The following is an 18,901-nucleotide window of genomic DNA, read 5'->3' on the forward strand; positions in this document are numbered from 1 at the left end:
AAGTGAAGAAGTGAATACGAAACTCGCAAGTGAATTAGAAGATACTTTTGATGATGATTTACCAGAAGTCGCTGATTTTGATGGTGATGATGACAATGAGGAAGACGAGGCGCCTACTAAACGGGTATTATTAACAATACGCTTGTTTCAGGAGGCTATTAAAAAAGCTCAAGGTAATCAACACGATAAAATCATTCATAAGTTTGCTGACTATGTTCTGCTTAATTTAGTTCAGCAACTTGCAGGCGCCACTGCAAAAGGTGGTAAGTTTTTTGAAGTTACAATTGAAAAAATCAATGCTAAACGCGCGCTAGAGGGTAAAAAACCTGTTCGTCGAGATAACGCTGGAGACCAGTCTTTACTTGCACACTTGCTAAACGGGTTTCTTCCTACCTACCGAATTTTAAAGCGACTATTACAAGATGATTTGGAAACTAACCCAGTACGTCGTAGTTGTGAAGATTTCCAAATCTGTATATTTATAGTTTGTTATTTACTCCATGACTATGAAAAGTTCCCTGATTATCTAGAATGGTTAATTGCCAATGATATAAAAGATAGAGACTGGGAGTTGGAACCACCGAAAAAAGAAGATGCTCCTAATTTGGGACGTGACTATGTAGCCAAGAAGATTTTAGATTTTGGTTTACACCACCTACTTGATGACGATTGGCGCCTCTTAATAGATGATATTATTTTCATTAGCAGCAATTCTGGTGTTAAGAATGACTCTGATTTAGGTCTTGTCACTCGTGGTTTAAAGCTTCTAGAAGATGAACGACTTGATGACAGGATTCGACAAAACTTAATTGACCTTGTTTCACTTGCTGACGTTTTCGCATCTGCTATCAAGCATCCTAGAGATGTAGAAAATGGGCGCCTGCCGCTTTTACTTGGTCGATTAAGCAATCATCAGTTAAAATTTACATATCATTCGCTGTCAGAAAATCGTGGTGTTTTGACTAATATTCTTAATAATGCCTTAATTGAAGCGCATCCAGAGGAGTTTTATACACCACTGCTTTATTTACCCGATGGTGTTGTTTACTTGGCAAATAAGAATGCACCTGCGGTTGAGACTAAAGATATATCAGAAAAAGTTGTAAGTAAAATCAAAAGTCTTTGTGCAGACAAGCTTCGACAACGACAAACAGGTTTTAACCGTGATGGTAAAGGATTCAAGTTTGCTGATTACTATTGGTTATTTTTTGATGCAGTTGGATTGATGGAAGTTAGTGTTGATGCTGCTTGTAGGTTGCTTCCTGACTCTAAAACTGCTTCGAGTGGTAAACGTAGTGAGAGCTTGAAAAATTATCAAGAGCAAGGTGAATTACCTGCTAGTCTCAATTTAGAATTGAAGAATGAAATTCGTGCTGACCGTTTAGCTGAATTCGGAGACATTATTTGTCGAGGTATATGGAGTGATTGGTGTGAAAAAGTTGCTTCCTCACAAAAACAGTTACCAAAAGCACAGCGAAAGAATGCTCCAAATTTGGATTTAACCGAAAAGCTGGCAGAGTTTTTAGGGTTAGCAGCAGAAATTCCCGCTATTAAACAAATTCAATCGTTAAAGAAAACTGGTGGTGTTCCCTTAGATTGGTATTATCTAGCAGCAGTATATTTCCGTAATCATCCTGGTAAAGATTTTACGCAAGTTCTCGAAGTTATGAAACAAATGGTTAATCATGCTGCTAGTTTGATTCAACCAATTTTATTAGAGTTTCAAGATATACCTGATGGGTGGAATGATTTACGCACTTACGTTAACCGTGTGATTACTTTACCAACTGGTGCAGTAGTGGCGCCGGAAACCGAACCATTTATACTGGAGTTACAGCGTTACAATTCAGCTAAAGTAACTGGTAGAGGTCGAGAAAATGTATGCGCGATGTCGAGTTCTAGTTACACCGTAACAGAACAGATGGAATCAGCCACACTATTTGCACCGCAAGTCTACAGTAACAGACAGATTTTATTTAATGCTCAAGCTGCAAAACGTCAAATCTGTGCTATTTGGTCGATTGAAATTATGTTACGACAAATTTTAATGAACCAAACTAATGCAGTGGGTGGGGATTTTGAAAGTCGTAAATATCGTTATTTGTATCTCTACCCTGCTTATTTCTTTACTCCAGAAACAAATAAGTTTTTACAGCTTGTTTATAATCAGTTTGCTAAAACGCGATTTGATGCAGAACTACGTAAGCATTTTATTACCGAAAATCAAGTTGCCGATTTGAGCATTCAGAATTATCAACGAGTCGATAGCTTATTAATTAAGGAAGATTTACAACCAGATGATGACCGAACTTTTAAAATTAGCTTTCCTGAGAAAGAAACGTTGACATTTTTCTTTTTGGGTTTACCTCCAGGTCGCGAACCAACAGATACTGAATCTTGGGTGGCGCCTGCATGGTTAGCTTTTAGTTTACCATTAATAATGGATGTCAAAGTCGTTGCTTCTGAATCACCTGTACCACCTTTTTTAAGCGGCGCCGATTTTGAAGAAACAGTATTATTAGATGGGACACATCAAGCAATTCGGAGTTTGATTAAAAAAGATAATTATCGCTTGGATAGTATATTACCCTATTCGTCGCACAAACACGAATTTTCACCCTTAAATGCACTCACCGCAGCATATGCTATACATTTAGAAGCTAACCGCAAAAAAGATGGAGACCCAGACTGGGGGAAATTAGCAGATTTTGCTAGAGATATAGAAACGAGTCCTTTATACGTTTTCCACTACCTAAATAAATGGCTAAGAAAACAAGACAAAATCGAATCTGTCCCAACTGTAAAAATTCGTCTTTACGAAAGTTTATATTACTACTTTGAACCAACAGGAGAACGCATGAATCAATTACGAAAATTAACAGAATTATATCGACGCTTTTACCGCGCGAAAAGTTATTATGCAAAAGCTAACGCAATTCTCAAACCAATAGACGAAGCTGCGGATGTAATTTTAAAAGTCGATAAAGCTATAGCTAACGATGCTGAAAGTTTAACAGATGTAGTTGCCGCGCGTTTAGCAAAGTTGATGAATAACGTTCGTCGTAGAGCAGCAGAAGGAAAACCAACTTTAACTATAGTAGATGGCAAGTGGAAACCAGCGCTAAGTTCAGAAGAAGAACGACAAGCAGTATATGAATTTGCTAAATACTTTGTCAAAGAAATATTTGAAGCTACGTTTAAATGCGACCGCGCGCGTTTAGCTGGTACACAACTTAACCTCATTCGTGACACTTGCGAATATCTTTACCGTCTCGCAGAAGATGAAGAACGCAAAAACCGTAGTCAAGAAGAACCAGATGAAATAGCAGAAATCGAAGTTGTCGATGCTGCTTAGGAACCCAATATCAACCAATTTTCACATATACAGGAGTCATACCACAATGCAATTTCTCAAAACAGTAGACGCTAAATTCTTCCACAGCGAAATCCCTGCAAAACCAATGGGTAAATACGCTCACTTTATTACAATCCGTATAACTGAATCTTACCCATTATTTCAAACCGACGGTGAACTAAATAAAGCTAAAGTACGTGCAGGTATACAGCATCAAGAACCAATTAGTCGTCTAGCAATGTTTAAACGCAAACAATCTACACCTGAACGCTTAACAGGACGTGAGCTATTACGTAACTATCAAATAGGTGAATGGGATAAATGCGACTATAACGTAGAATTTAGCAAAACAACACCCGATTGTATTCTTTATGGTTTTGCAATTGGTGATGCTGGTTCAGAGAAATCTAAAGTTGTTGTTGATACTGCTTATTCAATAACTCCCTTTGAAGACTCACATCTTAATTTTACCTTGAATGCGCCCTTTGAAAATGGGACGATGAGCCGTAATGGAGAAGTTACAAGTAGAATCAACAGCCAAGACCATATTCTACCTCAAACATTCTTTCCTAGCATCGTCACATTAAAAGACCCTACAGAAGCAAGTTTTCTGTATGTTTTTAATAATATCCTAAGAACTCGTCACTACGGCGCCCAAACTACAAGAACTGGACGTGTTAGAAATGAATTAATTGGGGTTATTTTTGCAGACGGTGAAACTGTTAGTAACCTGCGTTGGACACAAAAAATATACGACTTACTAAACTTTGACGGCAAAATTAATCCACCTGACCCATTGAACGAAGACGATGTAAAAGATGCTGCAACCAAAGCTATTGCAGAACTAATGACGCAAGAGTTTATTTCTCATACCGATTTTATTGCAGATGCATTTCAACCGCTATTAACAGAAGTCAAATCTATTACCAGCGATGAAACCAAATTAAAAGAAATGCTCACGCTTGCCAATACTGAATCTAGTGCTTATGCTGAGAAATACGTATCAAAAAAATCAGCAGACAAAGACAAGAAAGATAAAAAGCCTAAAAAAGCTTCAGCAGCAACGGAGTAAAAGCAATGGTGTTTATTTATCACTGCCAGCTTGAGTTACATGATAGCTTATATTTTGCCACTCGTGAAATCGGGCGCCTTTACGAAACCGAACCTGTGATTCACAATTACGCTTTGTGTTATGCTTTGAACTTTGTTGACAGCGAGGTTTATTCAACTACCGTTGCAGAAGAATATGGTTATCGTTACTTTTGTTCTGAACAAGTTCCATTGTACGACACACATTTAACACCACTGAACCAGCAGGGTATTTATGTAACTCCCGCGCGCGTGATTAATTATACTTCTATTTTAAATACTTGGAAGTATGCAAATAATAACTATCATGTAGAAATGGAGAAGACTCAAAAGAATATTCCTAGTTTTGGTAGAACAAAAGAGATTGCCGCAGAAAGTAAATTTGAATTTTTTATTATTTCTAAACAATCTCTGACAGAAAAACCAAAAAAATTACCAAAATGGATTCGTTTGGGTAAATGGATGAGTAAAGCAGAGCTAACGGTTGAAGAGTTGCCATCACCCAAAACTGCGGAAGGTGTTTTTACTTGTACTCATCCGCTAAATCCTTTAGATGTTATGTTCACAAATCAAGTCATGAGTTACGACGTTGTGAATATGCCACCTGTTAGTTTAATTCAAAACGTGCAAATGCGCGGCAGTTACTATAAATTTGATGGAACCAAGAATGAAAAAATTCCAAACTGGCTAAAACACCTAAATATCCCTGTACATATGGAATACCGCTTCCAATGATAATTGTGCGTAATTGCAATCAATTGTAGGTTGGGTTGGCTTTGCGAACCCAACATTTATATAATTAACGACTGTAATGTTAGTACGAACAAATACAAAATGCCTTACAGCTTAGTTCTCAACCTACTCCCTCAATCACCTATCTATCCCAATTTCCTAACTGGCAGACACTACCATGCATTATTCCTCAACCTAATTAGTTCTGTCGATAAAAGCTTAGGAGATTATTTACACGAGTCAAACGCAGAAAAAGCTTTTACTATATCTCCTTTACAAGTTCGTCAGCACAAACAGTACAATAATTATATACTCCAATCATCGCAGCAAAAACCCATTCCCCCAAATACTGCATGTTGGTGGCGCCTGTCTCTACTCGATGATACGCTATTTGGTAAGCTTACCCCTTTGTGGTTAAACCTTAACCCAGAACATCCTTGGCATTTAGGTTCAGCGAATTTATTTATTACTAGTGTTCTTGGTACATCGCAACCAATGCAACCGTGGGCAAATGTTTGTACTTATGAACAACTGTACGAACAAGCTAGCGAAATAAACCGCACGATTAATTTTTGTTTTGCAACACCTGTAGCTTTTCGTCAGGGAAAATACGATAACGTTCTCCCTGTTAAAGAATCTGTTTTTAATAGCTTACTCACACGTTGGAATAAATATAGTGGAATAGAAATTGCTGATATTCCAATCGAGTCAATTTATCCCAGTTCTCTTAAAATTAATACCGAAGTCGTCAATAACTATGACAGCAAATTTATTGGTTGTATCGGTGAAATTAGCTATCGGCTTCTTGGCGATATCGAACCAATCAAAATCAAACAAATCAATGCCCTAGCTGACTTTGCATTATACGCCGGAGTCGGAAGAAAAACAACAATGGGTATGGGTATGACTAGGAGAGTTAGGAGTTAAGAGTTAGGAGTTAGGAGTTATGGATGAATATATTCCAATAGCAGCATTGAATCAATATACATATTGTCCGCATCGTAGCTGGCGGATGTTTTGTGCGGGTGAGTTTGCCGATAATCATTATACAATTGAAGGTACATCTTTACATGAACGCGCGCATACAATTAGCGAAGAATTTCGTGATGAAATTCGGCAAATTCGAGCGATATGGTTGAAATCAGAGAAATACAAATTAATTGGCAAATCAGATTTAATTGAACTTCAAAATGGAGAATGGTATCCTGTTGAATATAAACGTGGGCGCCGGGGTGAATGGGATAACGATGAACTACAAGTGTGCGCGCAAGCATTATGTTTAGAGGAAATGACAGGGAAAACGATTAATACTGGTTATGTTTACTACGCTCATTCTCATCAGCGTCAGCTAGTAGAAATAACTCCAGAATTACGTCAAACTGTTGTTGATACTATTGATGCAGTGCAAACGCTAATGTTTACAGGCGCCATGCCAAAAGCAGTTAAAACAAAAAAATGTGATGGATGCAGTTTATTTTCTCAGTGTTTACCACAAGCAGGTGAGAAAGTAGAAAGATATCGCGAAGAATTTTAAATAAAGGTAATTATGGGAACACTATATATCACTCAAGAAGACTCATTTATCGGCAAAATTGACGAACGTGTCACAGTCAAATTTGACAAGAAAATACTGCAAGACATACCCTTAATTAAAATCGATGGTATCGTCATTTTAGGACGTGCAACTATTTCACCTGCCACTGTATCAGAACTTCTCGAACGAAATATCCCCTTAACATTTTTAACAGAATACGGTCGTTATTTAGGACGTTTAGAACCAGAAGTTACCAAAAACATCTTCGTTCGTAAAGCCCAATGGGCAGCAGCAGGAGAGTCACCACAAGCTATTCATATAGTAAAAGGGTTTGTGCGTGGCAAGCTCAAAAACTACCGTAACGTTATGTTTCGGCGCCAGCGTGAGTCAAACTTAGATTTATCTAAAAGTATCGAACGTATAGAGCAAGTAATAACATCAATAGATAAAACGCACAATATTAATTCATTACGAGGATTAGAAGGTGCAGGTAGTGCAGTATACTTCGGCTGTCTTAATCAAATGATTCGCAACGTAGAATTTCAATTTGACTACCGTAACAGACGACCACCAAAAGACCCCGTTAATTCTTTGCTTAGTTTTGGATATTCTTTACTACGTCATGATATTCAAGGCGCCGTTAACATTGCAGGTTTTGACCCGTACTTAGGATATTTACACTTCGAGCGTTACGGTAGAGCATCATTAGCATTTGATTTAATGGAAGAATTTCGTCCTTTAATAGTCGATGCACTAGTATTAAGCACCATCAATAAATCTTTATTAACACCCAGCGACTTTTTTACAGAACCATTAAGTGGCGCCGTGTATATGACTCCCGAAGGAAGAAAAGCATATTTAAAACTATACACACAAAAAAAACAATCAGAATTTAAACATCCAGTCATGGGACGTAAATGCACCTACCAAGAAGCATTTGAAATACAAGCACGGTTACTAGCAAAATACCTCATGGGAGAAATAGATAAATATCCACCACTAATTTTAAAATAAGCACTTAAAAATGAAACTCACCAAAAACGTAGTTATTTCATACGACATTTCCGAAGATAACCGTCGCACCAAAATCCATAAAATCCTCAAATCATACGGACAGTGGGTACAATACAGCGTCTTCGAGTGTCAACTTACCGATACTCAGTATGCCAAACTGCGCGCGCGGTTAAGCAAACTAATAAAACCAGACACCGACAGCATTCGCTTCTACTTCTTATGTGCCTGCTGTTTCGCCAAAGTAGAGCGTATCGGTGGTGAACCAGTTCGCGACGACTCAATTTTCTTCGCTTAATAGGGCGTGCAAACAGGTAAAATATAGACCTTTTGTCATGCTGAGGAACGAATATCATGCTGAGGAACGAATATCATGCTGAGGAACGAATGTCATGCTGAGGAACGGATGTCATGCTGAGGAACGAATGTCATGCTGAGGAACGAAGCATCTTAAAGATTGGCGCCTGTTTAAAAGTAAAGTTTTAACTCGTTTTCAGTACATATATAATTATTGATAGGGATGTGGTTCTACCATATCCCTATCTACGTATTCTGACTCTTCAACTTGGTATCATGCGCGGATGGGTAGGTGTGCAAAAAGAGATTAAAAAAAAAATGGCTGTATCCCAGTTCCCACAAGCATTTGGAGAATCGACAGACAAAAACCATCCGCGCACCTTACACAGAGCGGCTTTCAGCGATTTTGACTCTATACAAACACAATTTTTCATGCTACAATTGACCCATCCGCGCAACCGAACCATGAAAACTACATATATCAAGGCTTTCAGGCGCCCGCCATTACAATTTCTCTTACTCCCTAATAGGGATTGAAACAAAAAGCTACCTATCACATTACCGTTATACCCACCAAAATTACAATTTCTCTTACTCCCTAATAGGGATTGAAACTAAAGAGATGGTTCGTAAAGCCCAACGCAACCAATGGGAAATTACAATTTCTCTTACTCCCTAATAGGGATTGAAACGGTAGCTTTACGGCAGAAGATTCAAGAGTGCAAATATCATTACAATTTCTCTTACTCCCTAATAGGGATTGAAACTGTTGACGTTTACGATATAGATGCACCAATGAATAATTACAATTTCTCTTACTCCCTAATAGGGATTGAAACTTCTTGACACGGGGGAGATGTCTGAAGTATCAAATTACAATTTCTCTTACTCCCTAATAGGGATTGAAACTCAAGATGTGAAAGTTCACAAAGACGTAAAAGCAATTACAATTTCTCTTACTCCCTAATAGGGATTGAAACTTTAACATTTGCTATTTTTCTCACTAACTCTGATCTAATTACAATTTCTCTTACTCCCTAATAGGGATTGAAACAGTATACAAAAATTGTCTGAACAAGATGTATTAATTACAATTTCTCTTACTCCCTAATAGGGATTGAAACCTATTTTGACAATAGCGACTTCAGCGTTCATAATATTACAATTTCTCTTACTCCCTAATAGGGATTGAAACTAGCCATAAGACGCAATTTCCAATTTTATCTGGCGCCCAATTACAATTTCTCTTACTCCCTAATAGGGATTGAAACATACTGAGTGATAGCGGCTCTTACTCAGAAGAATTACAATTTCTCTTACTCCCTAATAGGGATTGAAACATTTCCTTCTCTGATATAAATCTTGAAATTAACACATTACAATTTCTCTTACTCCCTAATAGGGATTGAAACCAATAGCTTAACACTTTGGACGATTTTACAACTAATTACAATTTCTCTTACTCCCTAATAGGGATTGAAACTTCCTCTAGGAATACTACAAACAACTAACGCAAGATTACAATTTCTCTTACTCCCTAATAGGGATTGAAACCTGTATATGGCGTGTTTGACCGTAGATGCGGGGGTATTACAATTTCTCTTACTCCCTAATAGGGATTGAAACCTTCCAATGATAAACAAAGCTAGTGATTGGGGAAATTACAATTTCTCTTACTCCCTAATAGGGATTGAAACGCGAAGAATCAAAAGCAACAGGATACATATAAGAAATTACAATTTCTCTTACTCCCTAATAGGGATTGAAACCATGCGGAGAAACCCAGCCACATTCCCAAATAGAATTACAATTTCTCTTACTCCCTAATAGGGATTGAAACGACGTAACTTTGCAGATAGAAATAGGCGACCCTTTACCAATTACAATTTCTCTTACTCCCTAATAGGGATTGAAACTTATGGAGGACAAAAGGAAAAAATTTATCGCGTCTTGAATTACAATTTCTCTTACTCCCTAATAGGGATTGAAACAACCTCGATTGTGAAGTTTACCTGGTTTTGAAAAACTAGGAATTACAATTTCTCTTACTCCCTAATAGGGATTGAAACACTGTTTGAAAACTGGATTACTGAGCGTTTTATTATTACAATTTCTCTTACTCCCTAATAGGGATTGAAACTATTCCTACATGCTCAAGCACGTCAAAGTAAGTTCATTACAATTTCTCTTACTCCCTAATAGGGATTGAAACTATTTAAATGGGCTAAAACAACATTTTGGCATCGATTACAATTTCTCTTACTCCCTAATAGGGATTGAAACTGAAAAATTTATCAAGTTAATTTGATTAATACAAATGTTACAATATAGCAACATTGAATTGACTAATTATTATGAATAAATCAATCCCTGAAGAGTACGGAAATCTTCTGTTAGAAATTAAACAGCGTATTCGCTCTGCTCAGTATGAAGCATTGAAGGCTGTAAATAAAGAACTTATCGCCCTTTACTGGGATATTGGTAAGATGATTGTTGGGCGCCAGCAGGGTAATAGCTGGGGTAAATCAGTTGTTGAACAGTTAGCGAAGGAGTTACAAACTGAGTTTCCTGGTATTAGTGGATTTTCTGCTCGTAATATTTGGAATATGCGTATTTTTTATGTAACATACTATCAGAATGAAAAACTGCAACCAATGGTTGCAGAAATTAGTTGGACTCATAATATAGTCATTTTAGAAAAGTGTAAAGATGATTTAGAACGAGAATTTTATATTAGAATGACTAAAAAATTTGGATGGACAAAAAATGTTTTAATTCACCAAATAGAGAACCAAACTTATGAAAAAACTTTACTTAACCAAACAAATTTTCAGCAGGCTGTTTCAGAAGAAATCCGCAATCAAGCAAAGTTAGCTGTTAAGGATGAGTATATTTTTGACTTTTTAGAGTTAGGAGACGAGCATAGCGAATCTCAACTAGAAAAAGCTATTTTAGCAAGAGTTGAACCATTTTTACAGGAAATGGGGGGAATGTTTGCTTTCATGGGTAGTCAATATCGGCTTCAGATTGATGATGAAGAATATTTTATAGACATTTTATTATACCATAGGCTCTTGAAATGCTTGGTGGCTGTAGAACTGAAGATTGGTAAGTTTTTACCTGAGTATGTAGGTAAAATGCAATTTTATTTAGCTGCTTTAGATGACACAGTAAAACAACCAGATGAAAATCCATCGATTGGAATTATTCTTTGTAAGTCTAAAAATAAAACAATTGTAGAGTATGCGCTTAGGGAGTCCAACAAACCAATTGGTGTAGCAACTTATCAAATAGTTTCTACTGTCCCGCAAGAACTCAAAAATAAACTTCCCGCTCCAGAACAAGTTTCTAAGCTATTGGAGGGAATCGAGTAAAATTAATGTGGTAAACCCTACGCAAAGAAACCGGGTTTCTACACGGAATCATTGTTTGTATTACAGGTTATCGACCAAGAAACCCGGTTTCTAATGCTCTGGAGGGTGTTTAATAGATTTAAAATCTAAGAATTTTAAGCCAAATGCCTCACAGTTTAGTTCTCAACCTACTACCTCAGTCAAGCATCTATTCACAATTTTTAACTGGTAGACATTATCATGCTTTATTTCTCAACCTTGTTAGTTCAGTAGATAAGAGTTTAGGCGATATCCTTCATGATACAACCACAGATAAAGCTTTTACGCTTTCCCCCATACAAGTACACCGTAGACAACCAGCACTTAAAAACAATATTCTACAATGGCAGCACACCAAGAACCTATACTACCTGAGACACCTTGCTGGTGGCGCCTGTCTTTACTTGATGACACTTTATTTGGTAAGCTCACACAGCTTTGGTTAAATATAAATCCTGAAAAAGCTTGGCATTTAGGTTCTGCTGACTTGTTTATTACTAGCATCCAAGTTACACCTCAGTCAAACCAACCTTGGGCAAACGCTTGTACTTATGCACAATTATACGAACAAGCAAGCGGCGCCGAACGAAGTATCAACTTTACATTTGCCACACCTACAGCTTTTCGGCAAGGAAACTTCGATACAGCATTACCTAGTAAAGAATCAGTATTCAAAAGTTTACTACAACGCTGGAACAAATATAGTGGCATAGAAATATCGCCTGAAATAATAGATTGCATTTTTCCCAGCTTTTTCAACATCCGCACAGAAATAGCGAGTGACTCCCGCAGTAAATTTATAGGTTGTGTTGGGCAAGTGAGCTATAAAATTATGGGAGAAGTCGAACCAGAAGTCATCAAACAAATTAACGCCATAGCTGATTTTGCCTTATACGCAGGAGTCGGAAGGAAAACACCAATGGGAATGGGAATGGTACGCAGGCAAACTAACTAGACAGCAAAGTTTTTTAGAAAATTCTATCATTTAATTTGCAGAAGCATGTACTCTATATCAAAGTATTGATTATTAAATTTATACGCCATTTTTTCGATTCCGTATATTTTAAAGCCAAATGATAGATACAATTGTTGTGCTGGTACGTTATTTTTGACGACATCTAGTAACAGTATTTCTATCTCGTTAATAGCTTTTGCTTTTTCAATTAGTTCATTAAGTAATAATTCACCTATACCTTGGCGCCGATATTCTGGTTTGACGTACATGCTACGTATGTAGGCTTTATGCTTTGTTTTTATTCTTGATTCTTGATGAAATGCTACTATTGCAATTAGTTTTTTATTGTCGTAGCAGCCTAATATAAAGTTGTTGTTATCTACTGGTATTTTATCCCTGAAGTCGTCTATTGTCTTTACTGCTTCTTCTTGATACATTGTGCCGAATGAGTTTGGGTTGTTGTGTAAGGATTCTAGTCTAATTTGACGGTAGTCTTCTGCGTCATGTTTTGTTAGTGTTTTTATTATCATGGAATTAATAATGTGTGTTCAAAATTTATAAGATGCTACCCTACCCTTCGGGATATCCTTCGGATAACGGGAAAACTTCGTTAACGTTCCTTAGCATGACAGTTATGGAGATGCTTCGTTCCTTAGCATGACAGTTATGGAGATGCTACCCTGCGGGAAAACTGCGTTAACGTTCCTCAGCATGACAGTTATGGAGATGCTACCCTGCGGGAAAACTGCGTTAACGTTCCTCAACATGACAGTTATGGAGATGTTTCGTTCCTTATCATGACAGTTATGGAGATGCTACCCTGCGGGAAAACTGCGTTAACGTTCCTCAGCATGACAGTACTATATCCGGACAGTAGCATATCGCAAGGTTGAGGGAAAACGTTTTGCCGCAGTTTTTATATAGATTCGCCTATTAGGGTGAATGCTGCCCAGTGTTCGGGGTTGGGGTATTGTTTCATGGTGGTTAGCATGGCTTGGCGAAGTGCGGCGCCTTTATCGGGGTTTTTCTGCATTTGGCGATAAAATTCGGTCATTAGTATTTTGGTGGATGCGTCGTCTACGCTCCATAAAGAGACGACTACGCTTTTTGTGCCTGCTGCTATTAATGAACGAGATAGTCCAATGACTCCATCTCCTGTTAGTGTTCCTTGTCCGGTTTGGCAAGCACTTAGTACCACTAGGTCTGCGTTTAGTTTCATGTTTAAAATTTCACTTGCTGTTAGTAGACCGTCGTTATTTTGTTGTGCTTTGGTGAGGTTGGTAGAAGACGGCGCCAATGCTATTGCTCCTGGTATACCTAAACCAAAGTCGTCTAGTAGTCCATGTGTTGCTAGGTGGATAATTCTGGCTTGACCCATTAGTTGTTTGACTTGGGGTTTTGTGGCTTCTTTGCCTATTAGGGGTTTTGTGTTGAGTATCGTGGCTATTTCGCGCGCTTCTTTTTCGGCAAATGGTAGGCTAACTAGCTGTTGCGGTGGTTGTCCTGCTCGAACTTTTATGCTTGGCATTATTGGGTTGCCTACTACTAAGGCTCCTTGTGATGATGATAGGCGCCTTTCATACGTTAGTTGTAATAGTTGAATTGATGGTGATGTAAGGATAGTATGTTTTTCTACTAAGTATTTACCTTGGTTGTCTTGCAGTGCAGGAAAGGGTATTAAAAATAATTCGTTTTGAGGTACAAATATTACCTTTTCGTTGGGGTTCTTGGGTAAATGTTGAGCTATTGGGGCAATTAGTAATTGGTGGAGCGCTTGAAGTTTTTGTGTTGCGTTTGCTTGTGGCTGTTTCTTTTCTGGCGCCACTACTGTCAACCCTCTGGTGGCGCCTATTGAGTCGAGAGCCGTTACTACTATATCTTTTAAAGGGGTATTTGAATTTATATCAACTTGTTTAAATTCAATTTGCCCTGTAGGTTTAACGACCCATATATATATGTCAGATTTGTTTTTACTGATGGAATACTCGACAAAGGTGGCATTTTGCTGTTTGGCAATTTTTTGAATGTCTTTGAGTGTAGGTGGTAATATTTCTGGTAGATTACTTTTATTTTGAGATTGTCGTGCAGCGAGTAGGTTAATAAAAGCTCTAGCTCGACCACGCTCTGATACTTCCAACGCTTCTTGATATTTGTTTTGAGATACTAAGACTTGTTGGAGTAAACTGTAAACTTGTGCTTGGGTTTCAAAGATGGAAATTTGATTCTTGTCTGTAAGGTCTACTCGTATTGACTCAAAAACTTTGATGGCATTATATAAAGCTGTCGTAGCTTCGGGTAAATTTTTTCTAGTATGGTAAAGTGTACCCAGATGACTGTAAATGTTTGCCTCTTCTAGCTTTTGGTTCCTTTTACTCGCAGATGCCGCAGCTTGCTTATAATAGTTGATGGCTAAATCAGACTGCTGCTGTTTTTCTTGAAATGAACCAGCTTGAAACAAGACAAAATACTCAAATAAGGGATATTCACGAGCTAATTTAATTGCTTTCTGTAAATATTCCCATGCTCTGTCTTTTTCTCCAAGGTCAGCATAAGCGTTTCCAATCTTAGCTAGTGCATTTGCTTCTAAACTACGATTTCCTACTGACTGCGCTGATGCTAAACTTTGTTGAGCTTCTTCTAATTCTTTTGATGTTTTCTTCGGTGGTGTTTCTGGAGTTGATGCAGTTTGACTTGATGCGTCTTTACAAGCTTTGTTGCTTGCTTCGTTCTGACCAAGTACCCTGTAAGAAACACATAATTTTATATAACTTACTTTAATTCCTTGATTTGCTAGTAACTTATTATTCTGTAGTAAAAATTGCTCGGTTAGGTTAGATGTTGTAATACTTCCAGTTTTATTCAAAGATGTTTTTAAGGTTGTTATTGCCTGCTCATAAAATTTAATCGCTTGTTCGTACTTACTTGTATCCGCATAAGCATTTGCTATATTTACTTGAATTAATCCTTGCTGGGTATTAATAACAAAGGTATTAACAGGAGTATTAGTAGGTATTGCTTGATTTATCGCCAGGGCTTGTTGATAATATGATATTGCTTTATCTTTATTATTCCAGTTCACGTACACTTCAGCTAAACTTGATAAGGTATCTCGAACTTGAAGCTGTAAACCGTCTGATTTTTTGAAAATTTCTAATGCTTGCTCATACGACTTTATTGCTTCAGCAAATTCGCTTCTAATATTATAAACGCTTCCCATCCCCGAAAGTGCTTTGCCTTGCTGTAAACTATCACCCGTTTCTTTGGCAATTACAGCAGCTTGTTGATAATATTCTAATGACCTATCTATTAATTTACCAGGCGCCTGACTCGGTGTTACATCTGTTTGAGTTAATCCTCCCCCTACACCAATTCCATAGTACAAACCGCCCATACTCATCAAAATAGTAACTTCTAAATTACGCTGACGTAATCTATCATCACCCGTCCCATTCGCTTTACGCACAGCAACCAAAGCTTGTTCTATATATTCTATACCCTTACCTATATCTGACGTAATCGCAACGGCGCCTAATCCTTTGAATGCTAATGCTTCTGTTTCATGGTTGCCGCTTCGACGTGCTACCGTTAGAGCTTTGTTACAATATTCAAGCGCGCGCTTAGAATCACCACTATCTCGATAAGTAAGTCCAATATTAGACAATATTCGCGCTTCTAAATCAGTATTATCTGTAGCTTTTGCAACTTCTAAACCCTGTTGATAATAACTAATGGCTTGCTGCGCTTGATTTAAATCGGCATATACATTACCAATATTATTGAGTGCCTTACCTTCAAATGCTTTGTTCTTATTTTTACGAGCAATACTTAAAGCTTCTTCAAACTTTTTCAACGCAGCTTGCAACTGCAAACTATCACGTAACTTTTCACCTTGTTTTATCAGCTTATCAGCTTGATTGTTGCTATCACTACTCGTTTGTGCCACAGCTTGTGACACACTAAAAGACTCAACCGAAAATATGCTTAAAGGCGCCGAAACAGCCAGCAATATCAAGAACGATTGCACACGAATAGGGAGCATAATAGGCAACGGATGATTAACGGATGTAACGGATAGTTTATCTTACAAAAGTAAGTATGATTATCAGGATACGTATTGTTTTAACAAATCATTCATCCGTTACATCCGTTGTATCCGTTGCTATTTTTCGGTTAAGCTGCTTTAGACTTACGATGCTTAGGTTTGTGTTGTATCGATGAGGCTTGTTGTAGCTGTGCCTCGCGTTTTTCAAACTCAATTACAGTCCGAGCTACTAATTCAGCTAGGGTTTCACGTTTCATACTTGATTGTTATCGCTTCTAGTAGAATAACTGCGATGTCGAAAAATTCTGTTAGCAGCAAGCTTTTACGCTTCTTTGTGCCAAAAATCTGCTCGACCCTGTTAGAAACACTTAGCTAGTGGGAATGTTATATACAGTGACTCGAAAAATTGTCTACAGGGAAAACTCACACTCTATATATGTCTATTCATAAAAGTCTAAGCAAAACTAGCCCAACCGCATCAAGAGCAATACCCAACGCTCACGAGTGGCAGTTTCCATTTCCCAATACTGCCGACTTTAATTTTAACTACTACCACTTACTAGAACGAGCATCACAGACCGCAATTGCTCAAAACAATGACCCAAACATACGTATTGCTATTATTGGCGCCGGTGTTGCAGGACTAATTGCTGCTAGGGAGCTTTTTCGTTGTGGCTACACCAATATTGATATTTATGAAGCCAGTGAGCGTATTGGTGGAAGAACTTACTCTATTCCAGCACATAACCAATACACGACTTTTGAAATGGGCGCCATGAGAATGCCATTTTTTACCGAACCGGGTAGTCGTAACTGTGTGTTGGATTATTATTGCACTTTGTTTGGAATTACGACGCAACCTTTTCCTGACCCTGCTTCCGATGCGATTGCTAGCACCGGAATCTATGTAAATAATGGTTTAGGACCCGACCCCAAAAATCCCTATACAGTACCACGCTTGGATATTTGGTTAAAACAAGAACCACCACCAAATCCTCTTTTAAAGACCATCCTCGATAAATGGACTCATTTTGCCAATATGGTTACAAAAGAGGTTCAAAAACTATATGGTACAAACCAATGGGAAGAATTTTGGCACAGCTTGGTTAATCATTACGGGGCAATGAATTTCCGTGACTTGGTATATCTAGAAGCTATTAAGGAGTATAAATGCTCTCACCCTGGCTACTTCGGTGGTCTAGGTATGAACGAGCAAGAAGCATGGAATTTTTATGTAATTGGTGCAGGTGATGGAGGTTGGGGCGCCTTTTATGATATTTCTTGTTTATACCCAATTAGAACACTATTATTTGGTTTCGCGACCAATCACCAACTTATACAAGGTAAGTTTGATATTAATGGCAACTTTGCACCTGGAGCAGAATACAAAGAAATAACTAGAGATAATTTCGGTTTACAATTAAAATCACCAAATTATCTAGGCGTAGAAGCATTAACAGAAAGTCTCTTTTATGAGCCAGTAATTAGCCCCTTCGTTAAAAATATTTCTCTTTACCAAGCAACTCAACTTTACGAAGGAATTAATCTCTTTACACAGAGTCAAGTAAAGGCAATTCAGTATTTAAGTAAAAATAATATTCAGATTGTTACAGATACAATGGTATCACAGTATAACGCGGTTATTGTAACTCCACCAACGTGGGCATTAGAAATGAGCTGTGTTTTTCAAAAATTCGATTCTAGTGCTTTGCCACCAGAAGTGTCGCTGAGTTTGAAAGAGTCGCATTGGATTACTAGCTGCAAAGTATTTTATCCTTTAAAGCAAAGGTACTGGGAACAACCAAATCCTAATCCAAATAAAGACCCCATTCCGCAAGTCATTAATACAGACACTTTTTTACAAGATGTTTATGGTATAGCTGTCACCACAAAATCTCATAGTGACCCTGGAGTATTACTAGTTAGTTATACATGGGAAGATGATGCTATTAAATTAGAAGCTAACCAGGATGATGCAACTTTAGCCAAAAAGTGTCTTGGTGAGCTAGATAATATTTTGATGAATGCCGAAAATATCCAAACACCAATTTCTCCCTACGTGGATACAAGCAAACCAGTTGTAATTCACTGGGAGAGAAAACCCACTTATCGAGGTTGTGCCAAGCTCTATCGACAAAGAAGTTGGAACTTGGATTATGCTCTACTAACATACAACCAGCAACGTAGCGCTACTTCGAGTCTTTACTTTGCTGGTGAAGCTTACTCAGTTGAAGGAGGGTGGACAGAACCAGCATTGAGATTGGGGTTAGATGCAGTAATTCATATTGTTAACAACACGGATGGTACATTCCTAAATGGCTTTGATTACAATGAAAACTATCCTCAATATCCGCAATGGTCTCCCTCTTTTAAAACCTTTGCGTAGGTGAAATGGATGAATTATAAACCGGGTTTCTTTGTCGAAATGTTGTAATAAAAATAGCGATTTTTCTGCGAAAATGAATGGGCAGAAACCTGGTTTCTTTGCGTTATA

12 protein-coding genes, 1 pseudogene and 1 CRISPR repeat array are annotated in these 18,901 nt (G+C 37.8%); of the genes and pseudogenes, 10 read left to right on the top strand and 3 right to left on the bottom strand.

What is annotated here, in order from left to right; genetic code table 11:
- Positions 1 to 10 precede the first annotated feature (10 nt).
- The 9 genes and pseudogenes from cas10d (at position 11) to cas6 (DSM106972_RS12755) (ending at position 12,365) form a co-directional block, all read left to right on the top strand.
- Positions 11 to 3,355 carry a type I-D CRISPR-associated protein Cas10d/Csc3 gene (cas10d, locus tag DSM106972_RS12715; RefSeq protein ID WP_127081050.1) on the top strand — a complete coding sequence of 1,115 codons (3,345 nt, stop codon included), beginning with the start codon at positions 11 to 13 and terminating at the stop codon, positions 3,353 to 3,355.
- 46 nt (positions 3,356 to 3,401) lie between these two features.
- Positions 3,402 to 4,427 (top strand): type I-D CRISPR-associated protein Cas7/Csc2, encoded by a 1,026-nt coding sequence (gene cas7d, locus DSM106972_RS12720; protein ID WP_127081051.1) that lies wholly within the window; start codon positions 3,402 to 3,404, stop codon positions 4,425 to 4,427.
- Positions 4,428 to 4,432: 5 nt separating this feature from the next.
- Positions 4,433 to 5,179, top strand: coding sequence for a type I-D CRISPR-associated protein Cas5/Csc1 (gene cas5d / locus DSM106972_RS12725; RefSeq protein ID WP_127081052.1), 747 nt, complete (start codon positions 4,433 to 4,435; stop codon positions 5,177 to 5,179).
- Positions 5,180 to 5,278: 99 nt separating this feature from the next.
- On the top strand, positions 5,279 to 6,103 hold the full coding sequence (gene cas6, locus DSM106972_RS12730) for a CRISPR-associated endoribonuclease Cas6 (RefSeq protein WP_127081053.1): 825 nt from the start codon (positions 5,279 to 5,281) through the stop codon (positions 6,101 to 6,103).
- Positions 6,104 to 6,122: 19 nt separating this feature from the next.
- A complete protein-coding gene (gene cas4 / locus DSM106972_RS12735; protein WP_127081054.1) occupies positions 6,123 to 6,710 on the top strand; it encodes a CRISPR-associated protein Cas4 in 588 nt (195 codons plus the stop codon).
- A 12-nt stretch (positions 6,711 to 6,722) separates the two neighbouring features.
- Positions 6,723 to 7,724: a type I-D CRISPR-associated endonuclease Cas1d gene (gene cas1d / locus DSM106972_RS12740; protein ID WP_127081055.1), complete on the top strand. Its 1,002-nt coding sequence runs from the start codon at positions 6,723 to 6,725 to the stop codon at positions 7,722 to 7,724.
- A 10-nt stretch (positions 7,725 to 7,734) separates the two neighbouring features.
- Positions 7,735 to 8,019 carry a CRISPR-associated endonuclease Cas2 gene (gene cas2, locus DSM106972_RS12745; protein WP_127081056.1) on the top strand — a complete coding sequence of 95 codons (285 nt, stop codon included), beginning with the start codon at positions 7,735 to 7,737 and terminating at the stop codon, positions 8,017 to 8,019.
- Between the two features lie 502 nt (positions 8,020 to 8,521).
- A CRISPR array of direct repeats spans positions 8,522 to 10,301; the repeat unit is 37 nt; unit sequence ATTACAATTTCTCTTACTCCCTAATAGGGATTGAAAC.
- A gap of 71 nt (positions 10,302 to 10,372) precedes the next feature.
- Positions 10,373 to 11,392: a PDDEXK nuclease domain-containing protein gene (locus DSM106972_RS12750; RefSeq protein WP_127081057.1), complete on the top strand. Its 1,020-nt coding sequence runs from the start codon at positions 10,373 to 10,375 to the stop codon at positions 11,390 to 11,392.
- A 143-nt stretch (positions 11,393 to 11,535) separates the two neighbouring features.
- Positions 11,536 to 12,365 (top strand): annotated as a pseudogene (gene cas6, locus DSM106972_RS12755) (CRISPR-associated endoribonuclease Cas6).
- A gap of 26 nt (positions 12,366 to 12,391) precedes the next feature.
- Here the strand turns inward: cas6 (DSM106972_RS12755) and DSM106972_RS12760 are convergent.
- The 3 genes from DSM106972_RS12760 to DSM106972_RS54865 form a co-directional block, all read right to left on the bottom strand.
- Entirely contained in the window at positions 12,392 to 12,895 is a 504-nt protein-coding gene (locus DSM106972_RS12760; protein WP_127081058.1) for a GNAT family N-acetyltransferase, read from the bottom strand.
- Positions 12,896 to 13,281: 386 nt separating this feature from the next.
- Positions 13,282 to 16,404: a CHAT domain-containing protein gene (locus DSM106972_RS12765; RefSeq protein WP_127081059.1), complete on the bottom strand. Its 3,123-nt coding sequence runs from the start codon at positions 16,402 to 16,404 to the stop codon at positions 13,282 to 13,284.
- 131 nt (positions 16,405 to 16,535) lie between these two features.
- Positions 16,536 to 16,664, bottom strand: a complete 129-nt coding sequence (locus DSM106972_RS54865; protein WP_267901101.1) for a hypothetical protein — start codon at positions 16,662 to 16,664, stop codon at positions 16,536 to 16,538.
- A 179-nt stretch (positions 16,665 to 16,843) separates the two neighbouring features.
- Between DSM106972_RS54865 and DSM106972_RS12770 the strand changes: the two genes are divergently transcribed.
- Positions 16,844 to 18,793: a flavin monoamine oxidase family protein gene (locus tag DSM106972_RS12770; protein ID WP_127081060.1), complete on the top strand. Its 1,950-nt coding sequence runs from the start codon at positions 16,844 to 16,846 to the stop codon at positions 18,791 to 18,793.
- Positions 18,794 to 18,901: the final 108 nt, after the last annotated feature.

It is taken from the genome of Dulcicalothrix desertica PCC 7102, assembly GCF_003991905.1.
Taxonomy (GTDB): Bacteria; Cyanobacteriota; Cyanobacteriia; order Cyanobacteriales; family Nostocaceae; genus Dulcicalothrix; species Dulcicalothrix desertica.